Origin of the sequence: Klebsiella sp. X13, from assembly GCF_003323835.1 — a bacterium.
In the GTDB taxonomy this organism is placed as follows: Bacteria; Pseudomonadota; Gammaproteobacteria; order Enterobacterales; family Enterobacteriaceae; genus Klebsiella; species Klebsiella ornithinolytica.
On record NZ_CP030874.1, the window covers coordinates 1,518,126 to 1,540,036 of the forward strand.

The following is a 21,911-nucleotide window of genomic DNA, read 5'->3' on the forward strand; positions in this document are numbered from 1 at the left end:
TCCGCTATCATAGGCGCATCGAAATGCGTGGAGACGGAAGAAATGAAGCTGATGTTTGCATCGGATATTCATGGTTCCCTGCCCGCTACTGAACGCGTTCTGGAACGGTTCGCGCAAAGTGGGGCGCAGTGGCTGATTATTCTTGGCGATGTACTGAACCATGGGCCGCGGAATGCGTTACCCGAAGGCTATGCGCCGGCGGACGTTGCTGTGAAGCTCAACGGCGTCGCGCAACGGGTGATCGCCGTTCGCGGTAACTGCGACAGCGAAGTCGATCAGATGCTGCTGGACTTCCCCATCACTGCGCCCTGGCAGCAGGTGCTGAGCGAACGCACCCGCCTGTTTCTGACCCACGGGCATCTGTACAGCCCCGAAAAAATGCCTCCTCTCGCCGCTGGCGATGTCCTGGTTTATGGTCATACTCATATTCCGGTAGCCGAGAAGCGCGGCGATATTTTTCTCTTCAATCCCGGCTCGGTCAGCATTCCCAAAGGGGGATTTTCCGCCAGCTACGGCCTCCTGGAAGGGGACCGACTACAGGTTTTAGCACTTGATGATCATCAGGTTATTGCAGAGGTTGCAATTAACCCGTAATTTACCCCCCAACCGTAAAGACGCGCCGCGAGAGCGCTTTCAAAAGTAAGGTTTCCTGATGGCGGAACAGAACGATTTGGCAAGCACAGAATGGGTAGACATTGTTAATGAAAACAATGAGGTGATAGCGCAGTCCAGCCGCGAGCAAATGCGCGCGCAGTGCCTGCGTCATCGGGCAACCTATATTGTTGTTCATGATGGGATGGGCAAAATCCTGGTGCAACGTCGTACCGAGACCAAAGATTTCCAGCCGGGCATGCTGGATGCTACCGCCGGCGGCGTGGTGCAGGCCGATGAGCAGCTGCTGGATTCGGCTCGCCGGGAAGCGGAAGAAGAGCTGGGGATTGCCGGCGTGCCGTTCGCCGATCATGGCCAGTTCTATTACGAAGATAAGCATTGTCGCGTCTGGGGAAGCCTGTTTAGCTGTGTGTCGCACGGCCCCTTTGCCTTGCAGGAAGAGGAGGTGAGCGAAGTGTGCTGGCTGACGCCGGAAGAGATTACCGCTCGCTGCGATGAATTCACCCCGGATTCATTAAAAGCGCTGGCGCTGTGGATGACGCGCAATGCCGGGAATGACTACGCGGACTCTGACGATGAGGGTAAAGAGTAGCTTTTGCCAGGCATCGGGAAGTCGTCACCGCTCAGATGTCGATTCGGCACGGAAGTCGAGCAAAAGAAAAGGCAGCCATCGGGCTGCCTTTTTTGATCTCAGCGCTAAATTACTGCTGCTGCTGAGAAGACTGAATCGCGGTCAGGGCGATGGTGTAGACGATATCGTCTACCAGCGCGCCACGAGACAGGTCGTTTACCGGCTTACGCATACCCTGCAGCATTGGCCCGATGGAGATCAGGTCAGCAGAACGCTGTACGGCTTTGTAAGTGGTGTTACCGGTGTTCAGATCCGGGAAGATGAACACGGTCGCACGTCCGGCAACCGGCGAGTTTGGCGCTTTGGATTTCGCCACGTCAGCCATCACCGCCGCGTCATACTGCAGCGGGCCGTCGATCATCAGGTCAGGACGTTTTTCCTGTGCCAGACGGGTCGCTTCACGAACTTTTTCGACGTCGCTACCGGCACCAGAATTACCGGTGGAGTAGGAGAGCATCGCTACGCGCGGCTCAATGCCGAAAGCGATGGCGGAATCGGCGGACTGAATAGCGATTTCAGCCAGCTGTTCTGCGGTCGGATCCGGGTTGATGGCGCAGTCGCCGTAAACGTAAACCTGTTCCGGCAGCAGCATGAAGAACACGGAAGAGACCAGAGAGCTGCCCGGTGCCGTTTTGATCAGCTGCAGCGGCGGACGGATGGTGTTGGCGGTAGTGTGAACTGCGCCGGAAACCAGGCCGTCGACTTCGTCTTGTTCCAGCATCAGCGTGCCGAGAACGACGTTGTCTTCCAGCTGCTCGCGGGCAACCGCTTCGGTCATCCCCTTGCTCTTACGCAGTTCGACCAGACGAGCGACGTAGCTTTCGCGAACCACATCCGGATCGACGATTTCGATACCAGCGCCCAGCTCGACGCCCTGAGCGGCAGCAACGCGGTTGATCTCATCCGGGTTACCCAGCAGGACACAGGTCGCAATACCGCGTTCTGCGCAGATTGCTGCGGCTTTAACGGTACGCGGCTCGTTACCTTCCGGCAGAACGACGCGTTTACCCGCTTTGCGCGCCAGCTCGGTCAGCTGGTAGCGGAAGGCCGGCGGAGACAGGCGGCGGCTACGTTCGGAGGTCGCGGTCAGAGACTCGATCCAGTCAGCGTTAATGTAGTTGGCAACGTATTCCTGAACTTTCTCAATGCGCTCGTGATCGTCAACCGGAACTTCGAGGTTGAAGCTCTGCAGGCTCAGGGAGGTCTGCCAGGTGTTGGTGTTCACCATAAAGACCGGCAGGCCGGTCGCGAATGCACGTTCGCACAGCTTGCTGACGCGCGCGTCCATTTCGTAAGCACCGGTCAGCAGCAGCGCGCCGATTTCAACGCCGTTCATGGCGGCGAGGCAGGCGGCGACCAGAACATCAGGACGGTCTGCGGAAGTCACCAGCAGAGAACCGGCACGGAAGTGTTCGAGCATGTGCGGGATGCTGCGCGCGCAGAAGGTGACAGACTTCACGCGGCGGGTGTTGATGTCACCTTCGTTGACGATGGTGGCATTCAGGTGGCGAGCCATATCGATCGCACGCGTTGCGATCAGATCGAAGCTCCACGGTACCGCGCCCAGAACCGGCAGCGCGCTGCCAGACTGCAGCTGAGCCGGATCGATCTTCACGACTTTCGCTTTGGAAGAGTCATCGAAGATTTCCGACAGATCGGGACGGGTACGACCCTGTTCGTCAACCGGTGCGTTCAGCTTGTTGACGATAACACCGGTAATGTTGGTGTTTTTCGCGCCGCCGAAGCTGTTGCGGGTCAGCTCGATACGTTCGTTCAGCTGTTCCTGGGTGTCGGTACCCTGAGACATCACGAAGACGATTTCCGCGTTCAGCGTTTTGGCGATTTCGAAGTTCAGAGACTGAGCAAACTGATGTTTACGGGTCGGGACCAGACCTTCAACCAGCACCACTTCTGCATCCTGAGTCGCGGCGTGATAGTTGGCGATGATCTCTTCCATCAGCACATCTTTCTGGTTGCCGGACAGCAGCGACTCGACGTGGCTCATCTTCAGCGGCTCGGCGGCCGGAAGGCTTGAATTAGCACGAACGATGGTGGTCGTCTGGTCTGGCGCATCGCCGCCAGCGCGCGGTTGGGCGATAGGTTTAAAGACGCTCAGACGAACGCCTTTGCGTTCCATTGCACGGATAACACCGAGGCTGACGCTGGTCAGGCCAACGCTGGTTCCGGTCGGGATCAGCATGATTATACGGGACACGATATATCCTCTTTCGTTACCGCCAGTATCAGGCGGGATACAAAACTGCACCACCAGCTTCCCGTTATATTTCAAGTTGCATGTGCGTTGGCTTTCCTGGTTCACTCCGGTCACGTACTACCTGTACGTGACCGGGGATTCTGTGGGTCGCCGCCTTCCAGCAACTCGAATTATTTAGGGTTTCGCTGGCGGTGTGGAATCAGGCAGTCAGACGATTGGCGTCTTGCGCGATAACCAGCTCTTCGTTGGTCGGGATGACCAGAGCCGGGCGGGTGCCTTCTTTGTTGATGAAGCCAGACTTGCCGAAACGGGCAGCCAGGTTACGCTCGTGATCAACTTCGAAGCCCAGAACGCCCAGTTTGCCCAGAGACAGTTCACGAACCATTGCTGCGTTTTCACCGATACCACCGGTGAAGATAACGGCATCCAGACGACCGTCCATCAGCGCGGTGTAGGAACCGATGTACTTGGCCAGACGATGGCAGTAAACGTCCATTGCACGTTTAGCATCGGCTTTATCGGTGTAGTTGTCTTCAACATAACGGCAGTCGCTGGTGACTTCGGTCAGACCCAGCAGGCCAGACTCTTTGGTCAGCATTTTGTTGATAGCATCAACGCTCATGCCCAGGGAGTCGTGCAGGTGGAAGATGATAGCCGGGTCGATGTCGCCAGAGCGGGTACCCATGACCAGACCTTCCAGCGGGGTCAGACCCATAGAGGTGTCAACGCATTTACCGTTGCGGATAGCGGATACAGAACCACCGTTGCCCAGATGGCAGGTGATGATGTTCAGCTCTTCAACCGGCTTGTTCAGGACTTTAGCCGCTTCCTGAGTCACGTAGAAGTGGCTGGTGCCGTGCGCGCCGTAGCGACGTACGCCGTGCTCTTTGTACAGGCTGTACGGCAGAGCATACAGATAGGATTCTTCCGGCATAGTCTGATGGAACGCGGTGTCGAACACGGCAACGTTCTTCTCTTTCAGATGCGGGAATGATTTCAGCGCTTCAGCAATACCGATCAGGTGAGCCGGGTTGTGCAGCGGAGCGAAAGAGGCGGAATCTTTGATGCCCTGGATAACGGAATCATCAATGACCACGGAACTGGTGTATTTTTCACCACCGTGAACAATACGGTGGCCGATTGCGGTCAGCTGAGCAGACAGTTCTGGTTTTTGTGCCAGAATAGTGTTAACGATAAAGTTAAGCGCTTCACTGTGAGCGGCGCCAGCGCCTAAATCTGCTTCGTGTTTGCTGCCGTCCATTTTCCACTTAATACGTGCTTCAGGAAGATGGAAACATTCGGCTAAACCAGACAGATATTCGTCACCGTTTACGGCATCAAGGATAGCAAATTTCAGTGAGGAGCTACCGCAGTTCAGAACCAGTACTAACTTACTCGACATGGAAGTACCTTTTATGATACGTGGCTAAAAAAACGTCAGTGTGTCACAAAGCGTAGCGCAGGATGACAACGACATTTATGATTAACATCATGCCTTGTTCTGTTTTCGGGCACGATGGGAGAAGTACATTTGATTTTATGCCATTTTGGATAATTTTCAGCCAATGGCAGAATGTGCGATAATTTGACTAACCTGGTCAAAGGGTCTATCGCCCTTTCAGGCGGGCACAGGATACCTGATTGCCGCAGCCATTGCCAAAATGTTTTGAACGTTGTCATGCACAGTTGGTGTTTTGCACGAATTTTTTAAGTTTTATATGTAAAGTTGAGGTAAAGCCATGTCGACCCCCGATAATCGTCCCGTCAGCTTCTTTAGCTTGTTCCGCCGCGGGCAGCACTACGCAAAGACCTGGCCTTTGGACAAACGCCTCGCCCCGGTATTTATTGAAAACCGCATTATTCGCGCAACCCGTTACGCTATCCGCATCATGCCGCCGATCGCGGTCTTTACACTGTGCTGGCAAATCGCGCTGGGTGGGCAGCTGGGTCCGGCGGTGGCGACGGCGCTGTTTGCCCTGAGTTTACCGATGCAGGGATTATGGTGGCTGGGTAAGCGTTCGGTGACGCCGCTGCCGCCGTCGGTACTGAACTGGTTTTATGAAGTGCGTGGCAAATTGCAGGACGCAGGACAGGCGCTGGCGCCGGTCGAGGGTAAGCCGGATTATCAGGCATTAGCTGACACGCTTAAGCGCGCCTTCAAACAACTGGATAAAACTTTCCTTGATGATTTGTAATTCACTAAGGAAAACGCATATAAAAGAAGGCGCATGATTAATGCGCCTTCTTTTTTCACGCCGTAAAGTGCTACAGGAGTCAAAAAATGGAAATGACCAATGCGCAGCGTCTGATTTTATCTAATCAGTACAAGATGATGACGATGCTCGACCCGGACAACGCTGAACGTTACCGCCGTCTACAGACCATCATCGAGCGTGGATACGGATTGCAAATGCGCGAACTGGATCGCGAGTTTGGCCAACTGACGGAAGAAACCTGCCGTACCATCATCGATATTATGGAAATGTATCATGCGCTGCATGTCTCCTGGACGAACCTGAAGGACGCAAGTGAAATCGACGAACGCCGGGTCACCTTCCTCGGATTTGATGTTGCAACCGAAGCGCGCTTCCTCGGCTATGTTCGCTTTATCGTCAACGTTGAGGGGCGCTACAGCCACTTTGACGCCGGCACCCATGGCTTTAACTCACAGACGCCGATGTGGGATAAATACCAGCGCATGCTCAACGCCTGGCACGCTTGCCCGCGTCAGTACCATTTAAGCAGCAACGAAATTAATCAAATTATTAATGCCTGATGGAGGTTTCCGTGCAGTGTAAAGGTTTCCTGTTTGATCTTGACGGGACGTTAGTCGATTCATTACCCGTAGTGGAGCGCTCGTGGTGCAAATGGGCGGATCGTTTCGACATCCCGCACGATGAGATGCTGAACTTCATTCATGGCAAGCAGGCGATAACCTCTTTACGCCATTTTCTACCGGGGCGCAGCGAAGAGGAAGTGCAGGCGGAGTTCCGCTGGCTTGAAGCGGTTGAAGCGGCGGATACCGATGGAATCACTGCCCTGCCGGGTGCGGTGGCGCTGCTGACTACTCTCGATGAAGCCGCGATCCCATGGGCTATCGTCACTTCCGGTTCGGTACCTGTTGCCCATGCGCGCCATCGCGCGGCGGGCCTGCCAAATGCCCGCGTTTTTGTGACGGCTGAGCAGGTGAAACAGGGTAAACCGGCCCCGGATGCCTATCTGCTCGGGGCGGAACGCTTAGCGCTGGCGCCGCAAGAGTGCGTCGTGGTCGAGGACGCGCCCGCCGGTTTGCTTTCCGGCCTGACGGCAGGCTGCCGGACAATCGCGGTGAACGTACCGGCAGATGCGCCGCGTCTGAACGAGGCGGATCTGGTCTTAACCTCCCTCGAAAACCTGGCTGTCGTCCGCACGTCGGACGGGAAGGTGAATGTGACGGTTAAAGACTAATCTCATGACGTAGCCCCGCATGGCCGGGGCTTTTTTATGCAAAAATTCCAGCTCCATCTTCAGACAAGGATAGGTTGTGAACGGTGAACTGATTTGGGTGTTGTCTCTTCTTGCCGTCGCGGTTGTGCTCTTTGCCAGTGGGAAAGTGCGCATGGATGCGATTGCGCTGCTGGTGATTGTCGCCTTTGTCCTCAGCGATACGCTGACGCTCAGCGAAGCGTTCTCGGGTTTTAGCGATCCGAACGTGATCCTTATTGCGGCGCTGTTTATTATCGGCGATGGTTTGGTCCGTACCGGGGTGGCGACCAAAGTCGGCAGCTGGCTGGTGAGCGTGGCCGGCAACAGCGAAACGAAAATGCTGGTCTTTCTGATGCTGACCGTCGCCGGGCTTGGCGCGTTTATGAGCTCGACCGGCGTGGTCGCTATTTTTATTCCGGTGGTTCTCAGCGTCTCCATGCGGATGAATACCTCGCCATCGCGTCTGATGATGCCGCTAAGCTTTGCTGGCCTAATCAGCGGGATGATGACGCTGGTGGCTACGCCGCCTAACCTGGTTGTGAACAGCGAGCTGTTACGTGAAGGGCTGCATGGATTCAGCTTTTTTAGCGTCACGCCGATTGGCCTGGTGGTGCTGCTGCTGGGCGTCGTCTATATGCTGGCGGTGCGCTTTATGCTCAGAGGCGGGGAGAGCGACCACGCGCGGGACGGGCGGAAAAGGAGCACCTTTCGCGATTTAATCAAAGAGTACCACCTGACCGGCCGGGCCCGCCGTCTGGCCATTCGTCCGGGGTCTCCCATGATTGGCCAGCGGCTTGATGACCTCAAGCTGCGTGAACGCTACTGCGCCAACGTGATCGGCGTAGAGCGCTGGCGCCGTTTTCGTCGGGTTATCGTCAATGTGAACGGTGTATCCGAGTTTCGTGCCCGCGACGTGCTGCTGATCGACATGTCCGCGTCAGACGTTGATTTACGCCAGTTCTGCGGCGAGCAAATGCTTGAACCGATGGTACTGCGCGGCGAATACTTTTCAGATCAGGCGCTGGATGTGGGGATGGCCGAAGTCGCGCTGATTCCGGATTCGGAACTGATCGGTAAAACGGTCCGCGAGATCGGTTTTCGCACCCGCTTTGGGCTCAATATTGTCGGCCTGAAGCGCGACGGTAAAGCCATGGATGGGTCGGTCGTCGACGAGTCTTTGCAGCTTGGCGATATTGTGCTGGTGGTCGGAAACTGGCGCCAGATAGCCCTGCTGGCGAAACGCGGTCGCGATTTCGTCGTATTGAATATGCCCGTGGAGGTGAACGATGCCTCGCCCGCGCACAGCCAGGCGCCGCACGCTATCTTTTGCCTGGTCCTGATGGTCGCCCTGATGCTCACCGACGAGATCCCCAACCCGATAGCGGCGATTATTTCCTGCCTGCTGATGGGTAAATTCCGCTGTATTAATGCTGAGAGCGCTTATAAAGCGATTCACTGGCCAAGCATTATATTAATCGTCGGGATGATGCCCTTTGCGCTGGCGTTGCAAAAAACCGGCGGCGTCGATTTGGTGGTGGAAGGGTTGATGGATGTTGCCGGCAGCAAAGGCCCTTACGTGATGCTGGGCTGTCTGTTCGTGATGTGCGCCACTATTGGTCTGTTTATTTCCAACACGGCCACGGCGGTGCTGATGGCGCCGATAGCCCTGGCGGCGGCGAAATCCATGGACGTCTCGCCTTATCCTTTTGCCATGGTGGTGGCGATGGCGGCTTCGGCTGCCTTTATGACGCCGGTCTCTTCACCGGTAAATACGCTGGTGCTGGGTCCGGGAAAATATACCTTCAGCGATTTTGTGAAGATTGGCGTGCCGTTCACCGTCCTGGTGATGGTGGTTTGCGTGCTGCTCGTTCCGATGCTGTTTCCGTTTTAACCGCTTCGGCACAGCCCCGGTCTGATGCGCATAGCGCAGACCGGGGCACGGTATAGTTACAGCGGGGAATCCTGGCTGATTTCATCCAGCGACAGCTGGAAGCTCGGGACGAAGACCTGCATAAAGTAGTCCATCTCCTCGCTGCGCCGGGATTCCAGCGTTTTCTCAAGCCGGCCCTTGGCCAGTAGAAACTCGTTGTTGCCGGCGGACAGCTCCTCCAGACATTTCAGGTAGGCGCAGAGCGCGTCGGCCTGCTTGACGATCGATTGCTCATCTTCGCTATAGCGATGCTCGTCGATCAGCGGTTCAAAAATATCGCGCAGTTCGTCAGGAACCATGTCGATAAGCTTCTGCTGGGCAATCTTCTCGATGGCTTTATATTCTTGCGCAATCTGCGAGTTGAAATATTTGACTGGAGTCGGCAGATCGCCGGTTAACACTTCCGATGCATCGTGGTACATCGCCAGCAGGGCGATTCGCTCGGCGTTAACCTTGCCACCAAACATCCGGTTTTTGATCGCGGCCAGCGCGTGGGCAACCATCGCCACCTGCAGACTGTGCTCGGAGACGTTTTCTGTCCGTACATTACGCATCAGCGGCCAGCGGTTAATTAACTTCAGGCGAGAGAGGTGGGCAAAGAAATGACTCTGACTCATAGCAACCCTTAATCAGTGACAACATCGGGTCCTATTGTGCGCAGGGATTGCCGCCGGATGCAAATACCGGCGGCCGGGCAAGGGTTATCCGAGCTGGTGATAGCCGGAGAGGAAGCGGCCAAAGCGAGAAATCGCCATTTCCAGATCGTCCTCACGCGGGAGGGTGACAATACGCACATGATCCGGCCACGGCCAGTTAAAGGCGCTTCCCTGAACCAGCAGGACTTTCTCCTGCAGCAGGAAGTCGAGCACCATCTTCTGATCGTCGTGAATGTTAAAACGCTTTGCGTCGATTTTCGGGAACATATAGAGCGCGCCTTTCGGCTTCACGCAGGAGACGCCGGGGATCTCGTTGATCAACTCCCAGGCGCGGTTGCGCTGTTCGTACAGTCTGCCGCCGGGAACGATAAACTCGCTGATGCTTTGATAGCCGCCTAATGCGGTTTGAATCGCGTGCTGTGCCGGTACGTTAGCGCACAGACGCATAGAGGCCAGCATCTCCAGGCCTTCGATATAGCCTTTCGCGTGTTTCTTCGGTCCGTTCAGTACCATCCAGCCCTGGCGAAAACCGGCAACGCGGTAGGTTTTGGACAGGCCGTTAAAAGTCACCGTCAGCAGGTCGGGAGCCAGCGCGGCGATCGAATGGTGCTGGGCTTCGTCGTAGAGGATCTTGTCGTAGATCTCATCGGCGAAGATGATCAGGTTGTGCTGGCGGGCAATCTCCACGATCTCCATCAGCAGCTCTTTCGAGTACACCGCACCGGTCGGGTTATTCGGGTTAATAATCACGATGCCGCGCGTACGCGGGGTGATTTTGGCGCGAATATCGTCGAGGTCAGGGAACCAGTCGGCAGATTCATCGCACAGATAGTGCACCGCCTTGCCGCTGGAGAGCGAGACGGCGGCAGTCCACAGCGGATAATCTGGTGCCGGAACCAGCATTTCATCGCCGCTGTTCAGCAGCGCCTGCATGGCCTGAACAATCAGTTCTGAGACGCCGTTACCGATATAAATATCTTCGACCGTCACATCGCGCATACCGCGCGCCTGATAGTGCTGCATGATAGCCTTACGCGCCGAGTACAGGCCTTTCGAGTCACAATAACCCTGGGCGGTAGGCAGATTGCGAATAACATCAACAAGGATCTCGTCGGGGGCGTCAAAGCCGAACGGCGCCGGGTTGCCGATGTTCAGTTTCAGGACTTTATTGCCTTCTTCTTCAAGGCGTTTTGCCTCTTTCAGAACCGGGCCACGGATGTCGTAACAGACGTTATCTAACTTGCTGGATTTTTCGATAGGGGACATGAATCTTTGACCTTTTAGCTGTTATCGCCACTCCCTGCCGTGGAAGTCAGCACGGAACAATGTACTCTTCATCCCCGAGGTTTTGAAGGGTTAGCAGGAGAAGATTTTGCTTATGTGATTTTTTTGGTTTAATTGATTTGTCTGGTGATTGCCGTTGTCTTTTATAGAATATGCCTTTAAGTGGTGTTTTAGTGGTTAATAATTGTGTTGAATTCGCTTTTTTGTGAACATTTATATGGTTTGTCGTCCAGGGTGTAGCGCCGGAGGTTATTTTTTGCGCATGGTACGCAGGCGCGTATGAAAAGGCGTATAACGGGTAAAAGGTGGTGGCTGTAACGGTAATGTTAAATATGCTTAATAAGAATATTTAATTAATTAAAAAGCTTTTATTTTTTCGCAATCTGGAATTTTCTTTTTGTTAATTAAATTAAAGTCATGAAAAAAAGTTTAAAATTGGCTTTAATAATAATGATTAGACCTTATAAATAATTCAGTTTTCGGTTAGGATACCGGCGTTAATATCGATTAAGAACCTGTTTTTTTGCAGGTTAAGTTATTAATATATTGTTATTGCAGGCTTTTTTTGTTTGGTTTTTTCGCTTTTTACAATGGATGTGCTGGGATGCTGATGACATCATCCTTTGCCGTAGGCGCCTTTTTTTGAAGGTCGTCACAGAAATCAAAACGGTGTAATAGAAAGCGTAGAACTACGAACAATATATGACTCAGACGTTTCGCGCACTTGTCGCGGGCGAGTACTTTCACATGCAATAACGTTCATCCAGCTGCATATTCCGTTTGTGAATTGCACAAGGCTCAAGGATTAGCCGGAAACCTGGAGCACAGCATCAACAAGGCAGGTCCGCATTCGCCACCTGTAAGTGAAGAAATATGATAAATGCAAATCGTCCGATACTGAATCTCGACCTCGATCTGCTGAGAACATTCGTTGCCGTCGCCGATCTGAGTACTTTTGCCGCTGCCGCAGCAGCGGTATGCCGGACTCAGTCAGCCGTAAGTCAACAGATGCAACGTCTGGAACAGCTGGTCGGAAAAGAGCTCTTTGCCCGCCATGGGCGGAATAAATTGCTGACCGAGCAGGGTATTCAACTGCTGGGCTACGCACGCAAAATCCTGCGTTTTAATGATGAAGCCTGTATGTCGCTGATGTTCAGTAGCCTGCAAGGGATCTTAACGATTGGCGCATCTGATGAAACAGCCGAGACTATTTTACCGTTTTTGTTGAACCGGATCGGCAGTTTTTACCCGAAACTGACGCTGGAAATTAAGGTTCTTAATCATACTGAAGCGGTGGATATGCTGGCGAGCGGGGAGATTGATCTCGCGCTGACGACTCACCAGGCAACGGATTTTGATACGCTGATCCTGCGCACCTCGCCAACGCTATGGTACTGCGCTGCCGATTATGTATTGCCGCGGGAAGAGTCGATCCCGCTGATCCTGCTTGAAGCGCCAGGCCCGTTCCGTGAGGACATCATTGCCGCGTTGAATGCCGCCAGCGCGCCGTGGCATCTGGCCCATTCCGCCTCGACGCTTGCGGGTGTCAAAGCGGCGGTAAAAGCAGGGCTTGGTGTTACCGCTCGTCCGGTAGAAATGATGAGCCCCGAGCTACGGGTTGTCGGCAAGAATGAGGGGCTTCCTGCGCTGCCGGATACGCAATATGTGCTGAGCTGTAACGCGCACAGGATAAGCGAGTCGGCGCAGGCTATTTTCCAGTCGCTGACCCAGGATTATAACCCCTGGTCGTCTGAGCCTGCGCTTACCCCGGAAGGGGGAGATAATTCCCTCATTTCCTGAGTGGAATTAGTTACACAGATCACAAAAAGCTGGTAACAAATTGTAAGTGTAAAAATGAGCCGCTAAGGTCTGAATTATACCTTGCGGTTCTTTTTTTTCTTATTTTACAGGGATTTTTAATATTTTGTCGTTTTATTGATATATTTATCAATGGTTTACATTCAATGTGGCGTTCGTTCTCCGACTTTTCCCTGCACTTTCAATACTTCATGCTAATGTTAAAAAACCGGCCGGATTGTTGCTGTTTTATAGGTTTAATTAACAAAACCGTGTCACAGATCAAAAAAATACCCCTCCTTAGGGGGAGGAATCGAGGCTAAATCCTGTCAAAATAGACGGGTAATTTTGATTTACACCAGAAACGGACACGATTCAACAACACTAAATCCGGTTTGTATGCAAGGTTATTACGCATAAAAGGGCATTTAATGTTAATGAAAAAAATCTAATGTAAATTAATGTTGTTAAAACTTTTGTTGAAGTTGACAAAAGGTTAAAGAAAGGGGTAAAAAGCCACCGCATACAGCCTTCTACGATAAGTAGGGACGCTTTTTTGCAAGGTTATTTTTTTATTCCTCCCCGTGAAACGCTGTGGCGTTCATCTGCCAGCAAGAGCAGAGGGTTTAGCGCTACACTTTTTTGGTTAAGCAATGCGTATGTCAACATCCACTGAAGTCATCGCTCATCATTGGGCATTCGCTATATTTCTCATCATTGCCATCGGCCTGTGCTGCCTGATGCTTGTCGGGGGCTGGTACCTCGGCGGTCGCGCGCGCGCGCGTAGCAAGAACACGCCGTTTGAATCGGGGATCGACTCCGTTGGTTCGGCTCGCTTACGTCTTTCTGCGAAGTTTTATCTGGTTGCCATGTTCTTCGTTATCTTCGACGTGGAAGCTCTGTATCTCTACGCATGGTCGACTTCTATCCGCGAAAGCGGCTGGGTCGGCTTTGTGGAAGCCGCAATTTTCATTTTAGTGCTACTGGCAGGTCTGGTTTACCTCGTTCGTATCGGCGCACTGGACTGGACGCCTGCGCGTTCCCGTCGCACGCTGGTTAATTCAGAAACAGACAGTCCCACTAACCGTCATATGCAGTAAAAGCGAGGCAATAAGATGGATTATACGCTCACCCGCATAGATCCTAACGGTGAGAACGACCGTTACCCCCTGCAGAAACAGGAGATCGTAACCGACCCCCTGGAGCAAGAAGTCAATAAAAGCGTGTATATGGGGAAACTCGAACATGCGCTGCATGACATGGTGAACTGGGGCCGCAAGAACTCAATCTGGCCCTACAACTTCGGCCTGTCATGCTGCTACGTTGAAATGGTAACGTCATTCACTGCGGTGCATGACGTTGCGCGTTTTGGCGCCGAGGTACTGCGTGCTTCTCCTCGTCAGGCGGACCTGATGGTTGTCGCCGGCACCTGCTTCACCAAAATGGCGCCGGTCATTCAGCGTCTGTATGACCAGATGCTGGAGCCTAAGTGGGTTATCTCCATGGGCGCCTGTGCCAACTCCGGCGGGATGTACGATATTTATTCTGTCGTCCAGGGCGTGGACAAGTTTATTCCGGTTGATGTTTACATCCCGGGCTGTCCGCCGCGTCCGGAAGCTTATATGCAGGCGCTGATGCTGCTGCAGGAGTCCATTGGTAAAGAACGTCGCCCGCTCTCGTGGGTGGTTGGCGATCAGGGCGTGTACCGCGCCAACATGCAGTCGGAACGCGAGCGTAAACGTGGTGAACGCATTGCAGTGACCAATCTGCGGACACCGGACGAGATTTAACTTGCGCCTGCGGGCGGCGGAATAACACTTCGCAAATCAATCTACAACAGCGCGAAGCCTCGCCCGGCAGTCACCACGGACCTTTTGCAATGGTGAACAATATGACCGATTTACATGCGCATGACGCCGCACCAGCCTGGCAAACCCGCGATCACCTTGATGACCCGGTGATCGGCGAACTGCGCAATCGTTTTGGGCCGGATGCCTTTACCGTTCAACCTACCCGCACCGGCGTTCCGGTGGTCTGGGTCAAGCGCGAACAGCTACTGGAGGTGGGTGATTTCCTGAAGAAATTGCCGAAACCTTACGTTATGCTGTTCGATCTGCACGGGATGGACGAACGTCTGCGCACCCACCGTGACGGACTTCCCGCCGCGGATTTTTCCGTTTTCTATCACCTGATTTCCATTGAACGCAATCGTGACATTATGCTCAAGGTAGCATTGTCCGAAAACGATCTGCGCGTGCCGACTTTTACCAAACTGTTCCCGAACGCCAACTGGTATGAGCGCGAAACGTGGGAAATGTTCGGGATTGATATCGAAGGCCACCCGCACCTGACGCGCATCATGATGCCGCCGACCTGGGAAGGCCATCCGCTGCGCAAAGACTATCCGGCGCGCGCCACCGAATTCGATCCGTTTGAGCTGACTAAAGCCAAGCAGGATCTGGAAATGGAAGCGCTGACCTTCAAACCGGAAGAGTGGGGCATGAAGCGCGGAACCGAAAACGAGGACTTTATGTTCCTCAACCTCGGCCCGAACCACCCGTCTGCCCACGGTGCTTTCCGTATCGTTCTGCAGCTTGATGGCGAAGAGATCGTCGACTGCGTACCGGATATCGGCTACCACCACCGTGGCGCTGAGAAGATGGGCGAACGTCAGTCCTGGCACAGCTACATTCCGTATACCGACCGTATCGAATACCTCGGCGGCTGCGTCAATGAGATGCCGTACGTGCTGGCGGTCGAAAAGCTGGCGGGGATCACCGTACCGGATCGCGTGAATGTGATTCGCGTGATGCTCTCCGAGCTGTTCCGCATTAACAGCCACCTGCTGTACATTTCGACCTTTATTCAGGACGTCGGTGCGATGACGCCGGTGTTCTTTGCCTTTACCGACCGTCAGAAGATCTACGATCTGGTGGAAGCCATTACCGGTTTCCGTATGCACCCGGCGTGGTTCCGCATCGGCGGCGTCGCGCACGACCTGCCGCGCGGCTGGGATCGCCTGCTGCGCGAGTTCCTTGAGTGGATGCCAAAGCGTCTGGATTCTTACGAGAAAGCCGCGCTGCGCAACAGCATTCTGATTGGCCGTTCAAAAGGCGTTGCCGCCTATAACGCCAAAGAAGCGCTGGAGTGGGGCACGACCGGTGCGGGCCTGCGCGCAACGGGGATTGGCTTCGACGTGCGGAAATGGCGTCCATATTCTGGCTATGAAAACTTTGACTTTGAAGTGCCAACCGGTGGCGGTATCTCTGACTGCTATACCCGCGTGATGCTGAAAGTCGAAGAACTGCGCCAGAGCCTGCGCATTCTTCAGCAGTGTCTCGATAACATGCCGGAAGGCCCGTTCAAAGCGGATCATCCGCTGACGACGCCGCCGCCGAAAGAGCGCACGCTGCAGCATATCGAAACCCTGATTACGCACTTCCTGCAGGTTTCCTGGGGCCCGGTCATGCCGGCCAACGAATCCTTCCAGATGATTGAAGCGACGAAGGGTATTAACAGTTACTACCTGACCAGCGACGGCAGCACCATGAGCTATCGTACCCGTATCCGCACGCCGAGCTATGCGCACCTGCAGCAGATCCCGTCGGCGATTCGCGGCAGCCTGGTATCCGACCTGATCGTTTATCTGGGTAGTATCGATTTTGTTATGTCAGACGTGGACCGCTAATTATGCACGAGAATCAACAACCACAAACCGAGGCTTTTGAGCTGAGTGCGGCAGAGCGTGAGGCCATTGAGCACGAGAAGCACCACTACGAAGACCCGCGTGCGGCGTCCATCGAAGCTCTGAAGATCGTTCAGAAACAGCGCGGCTGGGTGCCGGATGGCGCGATCTACGCGATCGCTGACGTACTGGGTATCCCGGCAAGCGATGTGGAAGGGGTCGCCACTTTCTACAGCCAGATCTTCCGCCAGCCGGTTGGCCGTCACGTGATCCGCTATTGCGATAGCGTGGTTTGCCATATCACTGGCTTCCAGGGCATTCAGTCAGCTATCGAGAAAAAGCTCGACATCAAACCGGGTCAAACCACCTTTGATGGCCGCTTTACTCTGCTGCCGACCTGCTGCCTGGGCAACTGCGACAAGGGACCGACGATGATGATTGATGAGGATACTCATAGTTATCTGACGCCGGAGGCGATTCCTGACCTGTTGGAGCGGTATAAATGAAGACAGTGATCCGCACTCCCGAAACGCATCCTTTAACCTGGCGTCTGCGTGATGACAAACAGCCGGTATGGCTGGATGAGTATCAGAGCAAAAACGGCTATGCCGGCGCGCGTAAAGCGCTGCTGGGCCTGGCGCCGGATGAGATCGTCAATCAGGTGAAAGACGCCGGTCTGAAAGGACGCGGCGGCGCGGGCTTTTCCACCGGTCTGAAGTGGAGCCTGATGCCGAAAGACGAATCCATGAACATCCGTTACCTGCTGTGTAACGCCGATGAGATGGAGCCGGGCACCTATAAAGACCGTCTGCTGATGGAGCAGCTGCCGCACCTGCTGGTGGAAGGCATGCTGATCTCCGCGTTTGCGCTGAAAGCGTACCGCGGCTACATCTTCCTGCGCGGCGAGTATATTGAAGCGGCGGTCCATTTACGCCGCGCGATTGCCGAAGCGACCGAAGCCGGTCTGCTGGGCAAAAACATTCTCGGCACCGGTTTCGATTTCGAACTGTTCGTGCACACCGGAGCAGGGCGTTATATCTGCGGCGAAGAAACCGCGTTGATTAACTCCCTCGAAGGTCGTCGCGCCAACCCGCGTTCCAAGCCGCCGTTCCCGGCGAGCTCCGGCGTGTGGGGTAAACCGACCTGCGTGAACAACGTTGAAACCCTGTGTAACGTCCCGGCGATTCTGGCCAACGGCGTTGAGTGGTATCAGAACATTTCAACCAGCAAAGATGCCGGTACCAAGCTGATGGGCTTCTCTGGCCGGGTGAAAAATCCGGGCGTCTGGGAACTGCCGTTCGGCACCACCGCGCGCGAAATTCTGGAAGATTATGCCGGCGGCATGCGTGATGGCCTGAAGTTTAAGGCCTGGCAGCCGGGCGGCGCGGGCACCGACTTCCTGACCGAAGCGCATCTTGACCTGCCGATGGAGTTCGAAAGTATTGGTAAAGCGGGGAGCCGTCTGGGTACCGCGCTGGCGATGGCCGTTGACCATGAGATTGGTATGGTGTCGCTGGTGCGCAATCTGGAAGAGTTCTTTGCCCGCGAATCCTGCGGCTGGTGTACGCCGTGCCGCGACGGTCTGCCGTGGAGCGTGAAAATTCTGCGCGCTCTGGAGCGCGGTGAAGGCCAGCCGGGAGATATCGAGACACTTGAGCAACTGTGTCGGTTCCTTGGTCCGGGCAAAACCTTCTGTGCGCATGCGCCAGGTGCGGTAGAACCGCTGCAGAGCGCCATTAAATATTTCCGCGACGAATTCGAAGCAGGCATTAAGCAGCAGTTTAGTAATACCCATGCTATCAACGGGATTCAGCCGAACCTGCTTAAGACGCGCTGGTAATGTCTCCACAAGCTCGTTCAGCCTGCGCCAACGCGGCGGCCTGAACGACAAAGTGGTAACGATTTTTTAATTTGGAAGCATGCTAATGGCTACGATTCATGTAGACGGCAAAGAATACGAGGTCAACGGAGCGGACAACCTGTTAGAGGCTTGTCTCTCTCTTGGTCTTGATATTCCATACTTTTGCTGGCATCCGGCGCTTGGGAGCGTCGGTGCTTGCCGCCAGTGTGCGGTGAAGCAATATCAAAACGCGGAAGACACGCGTGGTCGCCTGGTGATGTCCTGTATGACACCGGCATCCGACGGCACCTTTATCTCTATCGACGACGGCGAAGCGAAGCAGTTCCGCGAGAGCGTAGTGGAGTGGCTGATGACCAACCACCCGCACGACTGCCCGGTCTGTGAAGAAGGGGGCAACTGCCACCTGCAGGATATGACCGTCATGACCGGTCACAGCTTCCGTCGCTACCGTTTCACCAAGCGTACCCACCGTAACCAGGACCTGGGGCCGTTCATCTCTCATGAAATGAACCGCTGCATCGCCTGCTATCGCTGCGTGCGTTACTACAAAGATTACGCTGACGGTACCGACCTGGGCGTTTACGGTGCGCATGACAACGTCTACTTCGGTCGTCCGGAAGATGGCGTGCTGGAAAGCGAATTTTCAGGCAACCTGGTTGAGGTCTGCCCGACCGGCGTATTCACCGATAAAACGCACTCCGAGCGCTATAACCGTAAATGGGATATGCAGTTTGCACCCAGCATCTGCCAGCAGTGTTCCATCGGCTGTAACATCAGCCCGGGCGAGCGCTATGGCGAACTGCGCCGTATCGAAAACCGTTACAACGGTACCGTTAACCGCTACTTCCTCTGCGACCGCGGCCGTTTTGGCTATGGCTATGTGAACCTGAAAGACCGCCCGCGTCAGCCGGTTCAGCGCCGTGGCGACGATCTGATTACCCTTAACGCCGAGCAGGCCATGCAGGGCGCGGCGGATATTCTGCGTCAGTCGAAAAAAGTGATTGGTATCGGCTCACCGCGCGCCAGCATTGAAAGCAACTTTGCGTTGCGTGAGCTGGTGGGCGCGGAGAACTTCTATACCGGCATTGCGAAGGCTGAGCAGGAACGTCTGCAGATGATGCTGACCGTGCTGCGTGACGGCGGTATTCATACCCCGACGCTGCGCGACATTGAATCCTACGATGCGGTTCTGGTACTCGGGGAAGATATTACCCAGACCGGCGCCCGCGTTGCCCTGGCCGTGCGCCAGGCGGTGAAAGGAAAAGCGCGTGAAATGGCCGCGGCGCAGAAAGTCGCCGACTGGCAGATCGCCGCGATCCTCAACATCGGTCAGCGCGCGAAGCATCCGCTGTTTGTCACCAATATCGATGACACCCGTCTTGACGATATCGCCGCGTGGACCTATCGCGCGCCGGTCGAAGATCAGGCGCGTCTGGGCTTCGCCATTGCCCATGCGCTGGATGAAACCGCCCCGGCGGTGGACGGACTGAGCAGCGATCTGAAAGGCAAAATTGACGTGATCGTCCAGGCGCTGGCCGGGGCGAAGAAACCGCTGATTGTCTCCGGGACTAACGCCGGCAGCATTGAAATCATCCAGGCAGCGGCTAACGTCGCGAAAGCGCTGAAAGGCCGCGGTATTGACGTCGGCGTCACCATGGTCGCCCGGGCAGTGAACAGCGTTGGCCTTGGCATGATTGGCGGCGGCTCTCTGGAAGAGGCGCTGAGCGAGCTGGAAACCGGCGCTGCCGATGCGGTTGTTGTGCTGGAAAACGATCTGCATCGCCATGCTTCTGCCGCGCGCGTTGACGCCGCGCTGGCCAAAGCGCCGCTGGTGATGGTCGTTGACCATCAGCGCACCGCCATTATGGACAAAGCGCACCTCGTGCTTTCTGCGGCGAGCTTCGCCGAAAGCGACGGAACCGTGGTCAATAACGAAGGGCGCGCGCAGCGTTTCTTCCAGGTCTACGACCCGTCCTACTACGATGCGAATACCGTGATGCTGGAAAGCTGGCGCTGGCTGCACTCGCTACACAGCACCGTCGACAACCGTCAGGTTGACTGGACGCAGCTGGATCATGTGATTGATGCCGCCATTGCTAAGCTGCCGCAGCTGGCGGGTATTAAAGATGCCGCGCCGGACGCGACCTTCCGCATTCGCGGGCAGAAACTGGCTCGTGAACCGCATCGTTATAGCGGTCGTACGGCGATGCGCGCCAATATCAGCGTGCATGAACCCCGCCAGCCGCAGGATAAAGACACCATGTTTGCCTTCTCGATGGAAGGGAACAACCAGCCGTCTGCACCGCGTTCGCAAATCCCGTTCGCCTGGGCTCCAGGCTGGAACTCCCCGCAGGCGTGGAACAAGTTCCAGGATGAAGTGGGTGGCAAACTGCGCCATGGCGATCCGGGCGTACGTCTGATCGAAGCTTCCGCCAGCGGTCTTGAGTACTTTACCGCGGTGCCGGCAGGCTTCCAGGCTGAAGAAGGTCAGTGGCGTATCGCGCCGTACTACCATCTGTTCGGCAGCGATGAACTGTCGCAGCGTTCTCCGGTCTTCCAGAGCCGCATGCCGCAGCCGTACATCAAGCTGAACCCGGCCGATGCTGCGAAGCTGGGCGTCAATGAGGGGGCGATGATTTCGTTCCGCGTTGATGGCCAGACGCTCAGCCTCCCGCTGGTGATTTCTGCGGGTCTGACGGCAGGGCAGGTGGGTTTACCGATGGGCATGCCGGGTATTGCGCCGGTACTGACCGGAGCACGTATTGACACTCTGCAGGAGGCGAAAGCATGAGTTGGTTAACACCGGATCTCATCGACATTCTGTTAAGCATCCTTAAGGCAGTGGTGATTCTGCTGGTGGTGGTGACCTGCGGCGCGTTCATGAGCTTTGGCGAACGTCGTCTGCTGGGGCTGTTCCAGAACCGCTACGGACCTAACCGTGTGGGCTGGGGCGGCTCGCTGCAGCTCGTCGCCGACATGATCAAGATGTTCTTTAAAGAGGACTGGGTTCCGCGCTTTACGGACCGCGTGATCTTTACTCTGGCGCCGGTTATCGCCTTTACCTCCCTGCTGCTGGCTTTTGCTATCGTGCCGGTCAGCCCGACGTGGGTGGTCGCCGACCTGAACATCGGCATCCTGTTCTTCCTGATGATGGCCGGTCTGGCGGTTTACGCCGTGCTGTTCGCCGGCTGGTCGAGTAACAACAAATACTCGCTGCTGGGTGCAATGCGTGCCTCCGCGCAGACCCTGAGCTACGAAGTGTTCCTCGGTCTGTCGCTGATGGGCGTGGTGGCACAGGCGGGGTCGTTCAACATGAGCGATATCGTCAACAACCAGGCGCATCTGTGGAACGTGATTCCGCAGTTCTTCGGCTTCGTGACTTTCGCGATCGCCGGCGTTGCGGTTTGTCACCGTCACCCGTTTGACCAGCCGGAAGCCGAGCAGGAACTGGCCGATGGTTACCACATCGAATATTCCGGCATGAAGTTCGGTCTGTTCTTTGTCGGTGAATACATCGGGATTGTCACCGTTTCAGCGCTGATCGTCACGCTGTTCTTCGGCGGCTGGAATGGCCCATGGTTACCTCCGTTCATCTGGTTCGCGCTGAAAACCGCGTTCTTCATGATGATGTTCATTTTGATCCGCGCATCATTACCGCGTCCGCGCTATGACCAGGTAATGTCCTTTGGCTGGAAGGTATGCCTGCCGTTAACGCTGATCAACTTGTTGGTAACGGCGGCTGTCATTCTCTGGCAGGCGCAATAAGGGGTGAATT

Annotated in this window: 18 protein-coding genes; 14 read left to right on the forward strand and 4 right to left on the reverse strand. The window is 55.2% G+C overall.

From position 1 onward, the window contains the following. The first annotated feature begins 42 nt into the window (after positions 1-42). Together yfcE and yfcD are read left to right on the forward strand one after the other, a co-directional pair. The gene (yfcE, locus tag DSD31_RS07440) at positions 43-594 is read left to right on the forward strand and encodes a phosphodiesterase (RefSeq protein ID WP_015583786.1); all 552 of its coding nucleotides are present in this window, start codon (positions 43-45) and stop codon (positions 592-594) included. A 58-nt stretch (positions 595-652) separates the two neighbouring features. Continuing rightward, complete coding sequence (gene yfcD, locus DSD31_RS07445; RefSeq protein ID WP_015583787.1) at positions 653-1,204, forward strand: NUDIX hydrolase YfcD; 552 nt, start codon at positions 653-655, stop codon at positions 1,202-1,204. Positions 1,205-1,313: 109 nt separating this feature from the next. On the opposite strand, the gene pta is transcribed toward yfcD, so the two are convergent. Together pta and ackA are read right to left on the reverse strand one after the other, a co-directional pair. Continuing rightward, on the reverse strand, positions 1,314-3,458 hold the full coding sequence (gene pta / locus DSD31_RS07450) for a phosphate acetyltransferase (RefSeq protein WP_015583788.1): 2,145 nt from the start codon (positions 3,456-3,458) through the stop codon (positions 1,314-1,316). A 199-nt stretch (positions 3,459-3,657) separates the two neighbouring features. Continuing rightward, on the reverse strand, positions 3,658-4,860 hold the full coding sequence (gene ackA / locus DSD31_RS07455) for an acetate kinase (RefSeq protein ID WP_004865128.1): 1,203 nt from the start codon (positions 4,858-4,860) through the stop codon (positions 3,658-3,660). A gap of 337 nt (positions 4,861-5,197) precedes the next feature. Between ackA and yfbV the strand changes: the two genes are divergently transcribed. The 4 genes from yfbV to DSD31_RS07475 all read left to right on the forward strand — a co-directional run bounded on the left by yfbV (position 5,198) and on the right by DSD31_RS07475 (position 8,814). Beyond that, on the forward strand, positions 5,198-5,653 hold the full coding sequence (yfbV, locus tag DSD31_RS07460; RefSeq protein ID WP_015583789.1) for a terminus macrodomain insulation protein YfbV: 456 nt from the start codon (positions 5,198-5,200) through the stop codon (positions 5,651-5,653). A gap of 86 nt (positions 5,654-5,739) precedes the next feature. Next, positions 5,740-6,234, forward strand: a complete 495-nt coding sequence (locus DSD31_RS07465) for a YfbU family protein (RefSeq protein WP_004865120.1) — start codon at positions 5,740-5,742, stop codon at positions 6,232-6,234. Further along, on the forward strand, positions 6,234-6,905 hold the full coding sequence (locus tag DSD31_RS07470; RefSeq protein WP_304466132.1) for a sugar phosphatase: 672 nt from the start codon (positions 6,234-6,236) through the stop codon (positions 6,903-6,905). Before DSD31_RS07465 ends, DSD31_RS07470 begins: the two co-directional genes overlap by 1 nt. A 76-nt stretch (positions 6,906-6,981) precedes the next feature. After that, a complete protein-coding gene (locus tag DSD31_RS07475; protein ID WP_015583791.1) occupies positions 6,982-8,814 on the forward strand; it encodes an SLC13 family permease in 1,833 nt (610 codons plus the stop codon). Between the two features lie 56 nt (positions 8,815-8,870). Here the strand turns inward: DSD31_RS07475 and yfbR are convergent, their stop codons facing one another. Then, a complete protein-coding gene (gene yfbR / locus DSD31_RS07480) occupies positions 8,871-9,470 on the reverse strand; it encodes a 5'-deoxynucleotidase (RefSeq protein ID WP_004865109.1) in 600 nt (199 codons plus the stop codon). An 84-nt stretch (positions 9,471-9,554) separates the two neighbouring features. Further along, the gene (gene alaA, locus DSD31_RS07485) at positions 9,555-10,775 is read right to left on the reverse strand and encodes an alanine transaminase AlaA (RefSeq protein WP_004865108.1); all 1,221 of its coding nucleotides are present in this window, start codon (positions 10,773-10,775) and stop codon (positions 9,555-9,557) included. An 891-nt stretch (positions 10,776-11,666) separates the two neighbouring features. Between alaA and DSD31_RS07490 the strand changes: the two genes are divergently transcribed. The 8 genes from DSD31_RS07490 (at position 11,667) to nuoH (ending at position 21,901) form a co-directional block, all read left to right on the forward strand. Further along, the gene (locus DSD31_RS07490) at positions 11,667-12,593 is read left to right on the forward strand and encodes a LysR family transcriptional regulator (protein ID WP_015583792.1); all 927 of its coding nucleotides are present in this window, start codon (positions 11,667-11,669) and stop codon (positions 12,591-12,593) included. A gap of 650 nt (positions 12,594-13,243) precedes the next feature. Further along, complete coding sequence (gene nuoA / locus DSD31_RS07505) at positions 13,244-13,690, forward strand: NADH-quinone oxidoreductase subunit NuoA (protein WP_004865103.1); 447 nt, start codon at positions 13,244-13,246, stop codon at positions 13,688-13,690. A gap of 15 nt (positions 13,691-13,705) precedes the next feature. Then, positions 13,706-14,380 (forward strand): NADH-quinone oxidoreductase subunit NuoB, encoded by a 675-nt coding sequence (gene nuoB, locus DSD31_RS07510; RefSeq protein ID WP_002913178.1) that lies wholly within the window; start codon positions 13,706-13,708, stop codon positions 14,378-14,380. Between the two features lie 89 nt (positions 14,381-14,469). Continuing rightward, positions 14,470-16,278 (forward strand): NADH-quinone oxidoreductase subunit C/D, encoded by a 1,809-nt coding sequence (gene nuoC / locus DSD31_RS07515; RefSeq protein ID WP_015583793.1) that lies wholly within the window; start codon positions 14,470-14,472, stop codon positions 16,276-16,278. A 2-nt stretch (positions 16,279-16,280) separates the two neighbouring features. Beyond that, positions 16,281-16,781, forward strand: a complete 501-nt coding sequence (gene nuoE / locus DSD31_RS07520; protein ID WP_004104075.1) for an NADH-quinone oxidoreductase subunit NuoE — start codon at positions 16,281-16,283, stop codon at positions 16,779-16,781. Further along, positions 16,778-18,115 (forward strand): NADH-quinone oxidoreductase subunit NuoF, encoded by a 1,338-nt coding sequence (gene nuoF / locus DSD31_RS07525; protein ID WP_032717992.1) that lies wholly within the window; start codon positions 16,778-16,780, stop codon positions 18,113-18,115. Before nuoE ends, nuoF begins: the two co-directional genes overlap by 4 nt. An 85-nt stretch (positions 18,116-18,200) precedes the next feature. Next, on the forward strand, positions 18,201-20,927 hold the full coding sequence (gene nuoG / locus DSD31_RS07530) for an NADH-quinone oxidoreductase subunit NuoG (RefSeq protein WP_015583795.1): 2,727 nt from the start codon (positions 18,201-18,203) through the stop codon (positions 20,925-20,927). After that, positions 20,924-21,901: an NADH-quinone oxidoreductase subunit NuoH gene (gene nuoH / locus DSD31_RS07535; protein ID WP_004865093.1), complete on the forward strand. Its 978-nt coding sequence runs from the start codon at positions 20,924-20,926 to the stop codon at positions 21,899-21,901. The genes nuoG and nuoH overlap by 4 nt, the downstream gene beginning before the upstream one ends. Positions 21,902-21,911: the final 10 nt, after the last annotated feature.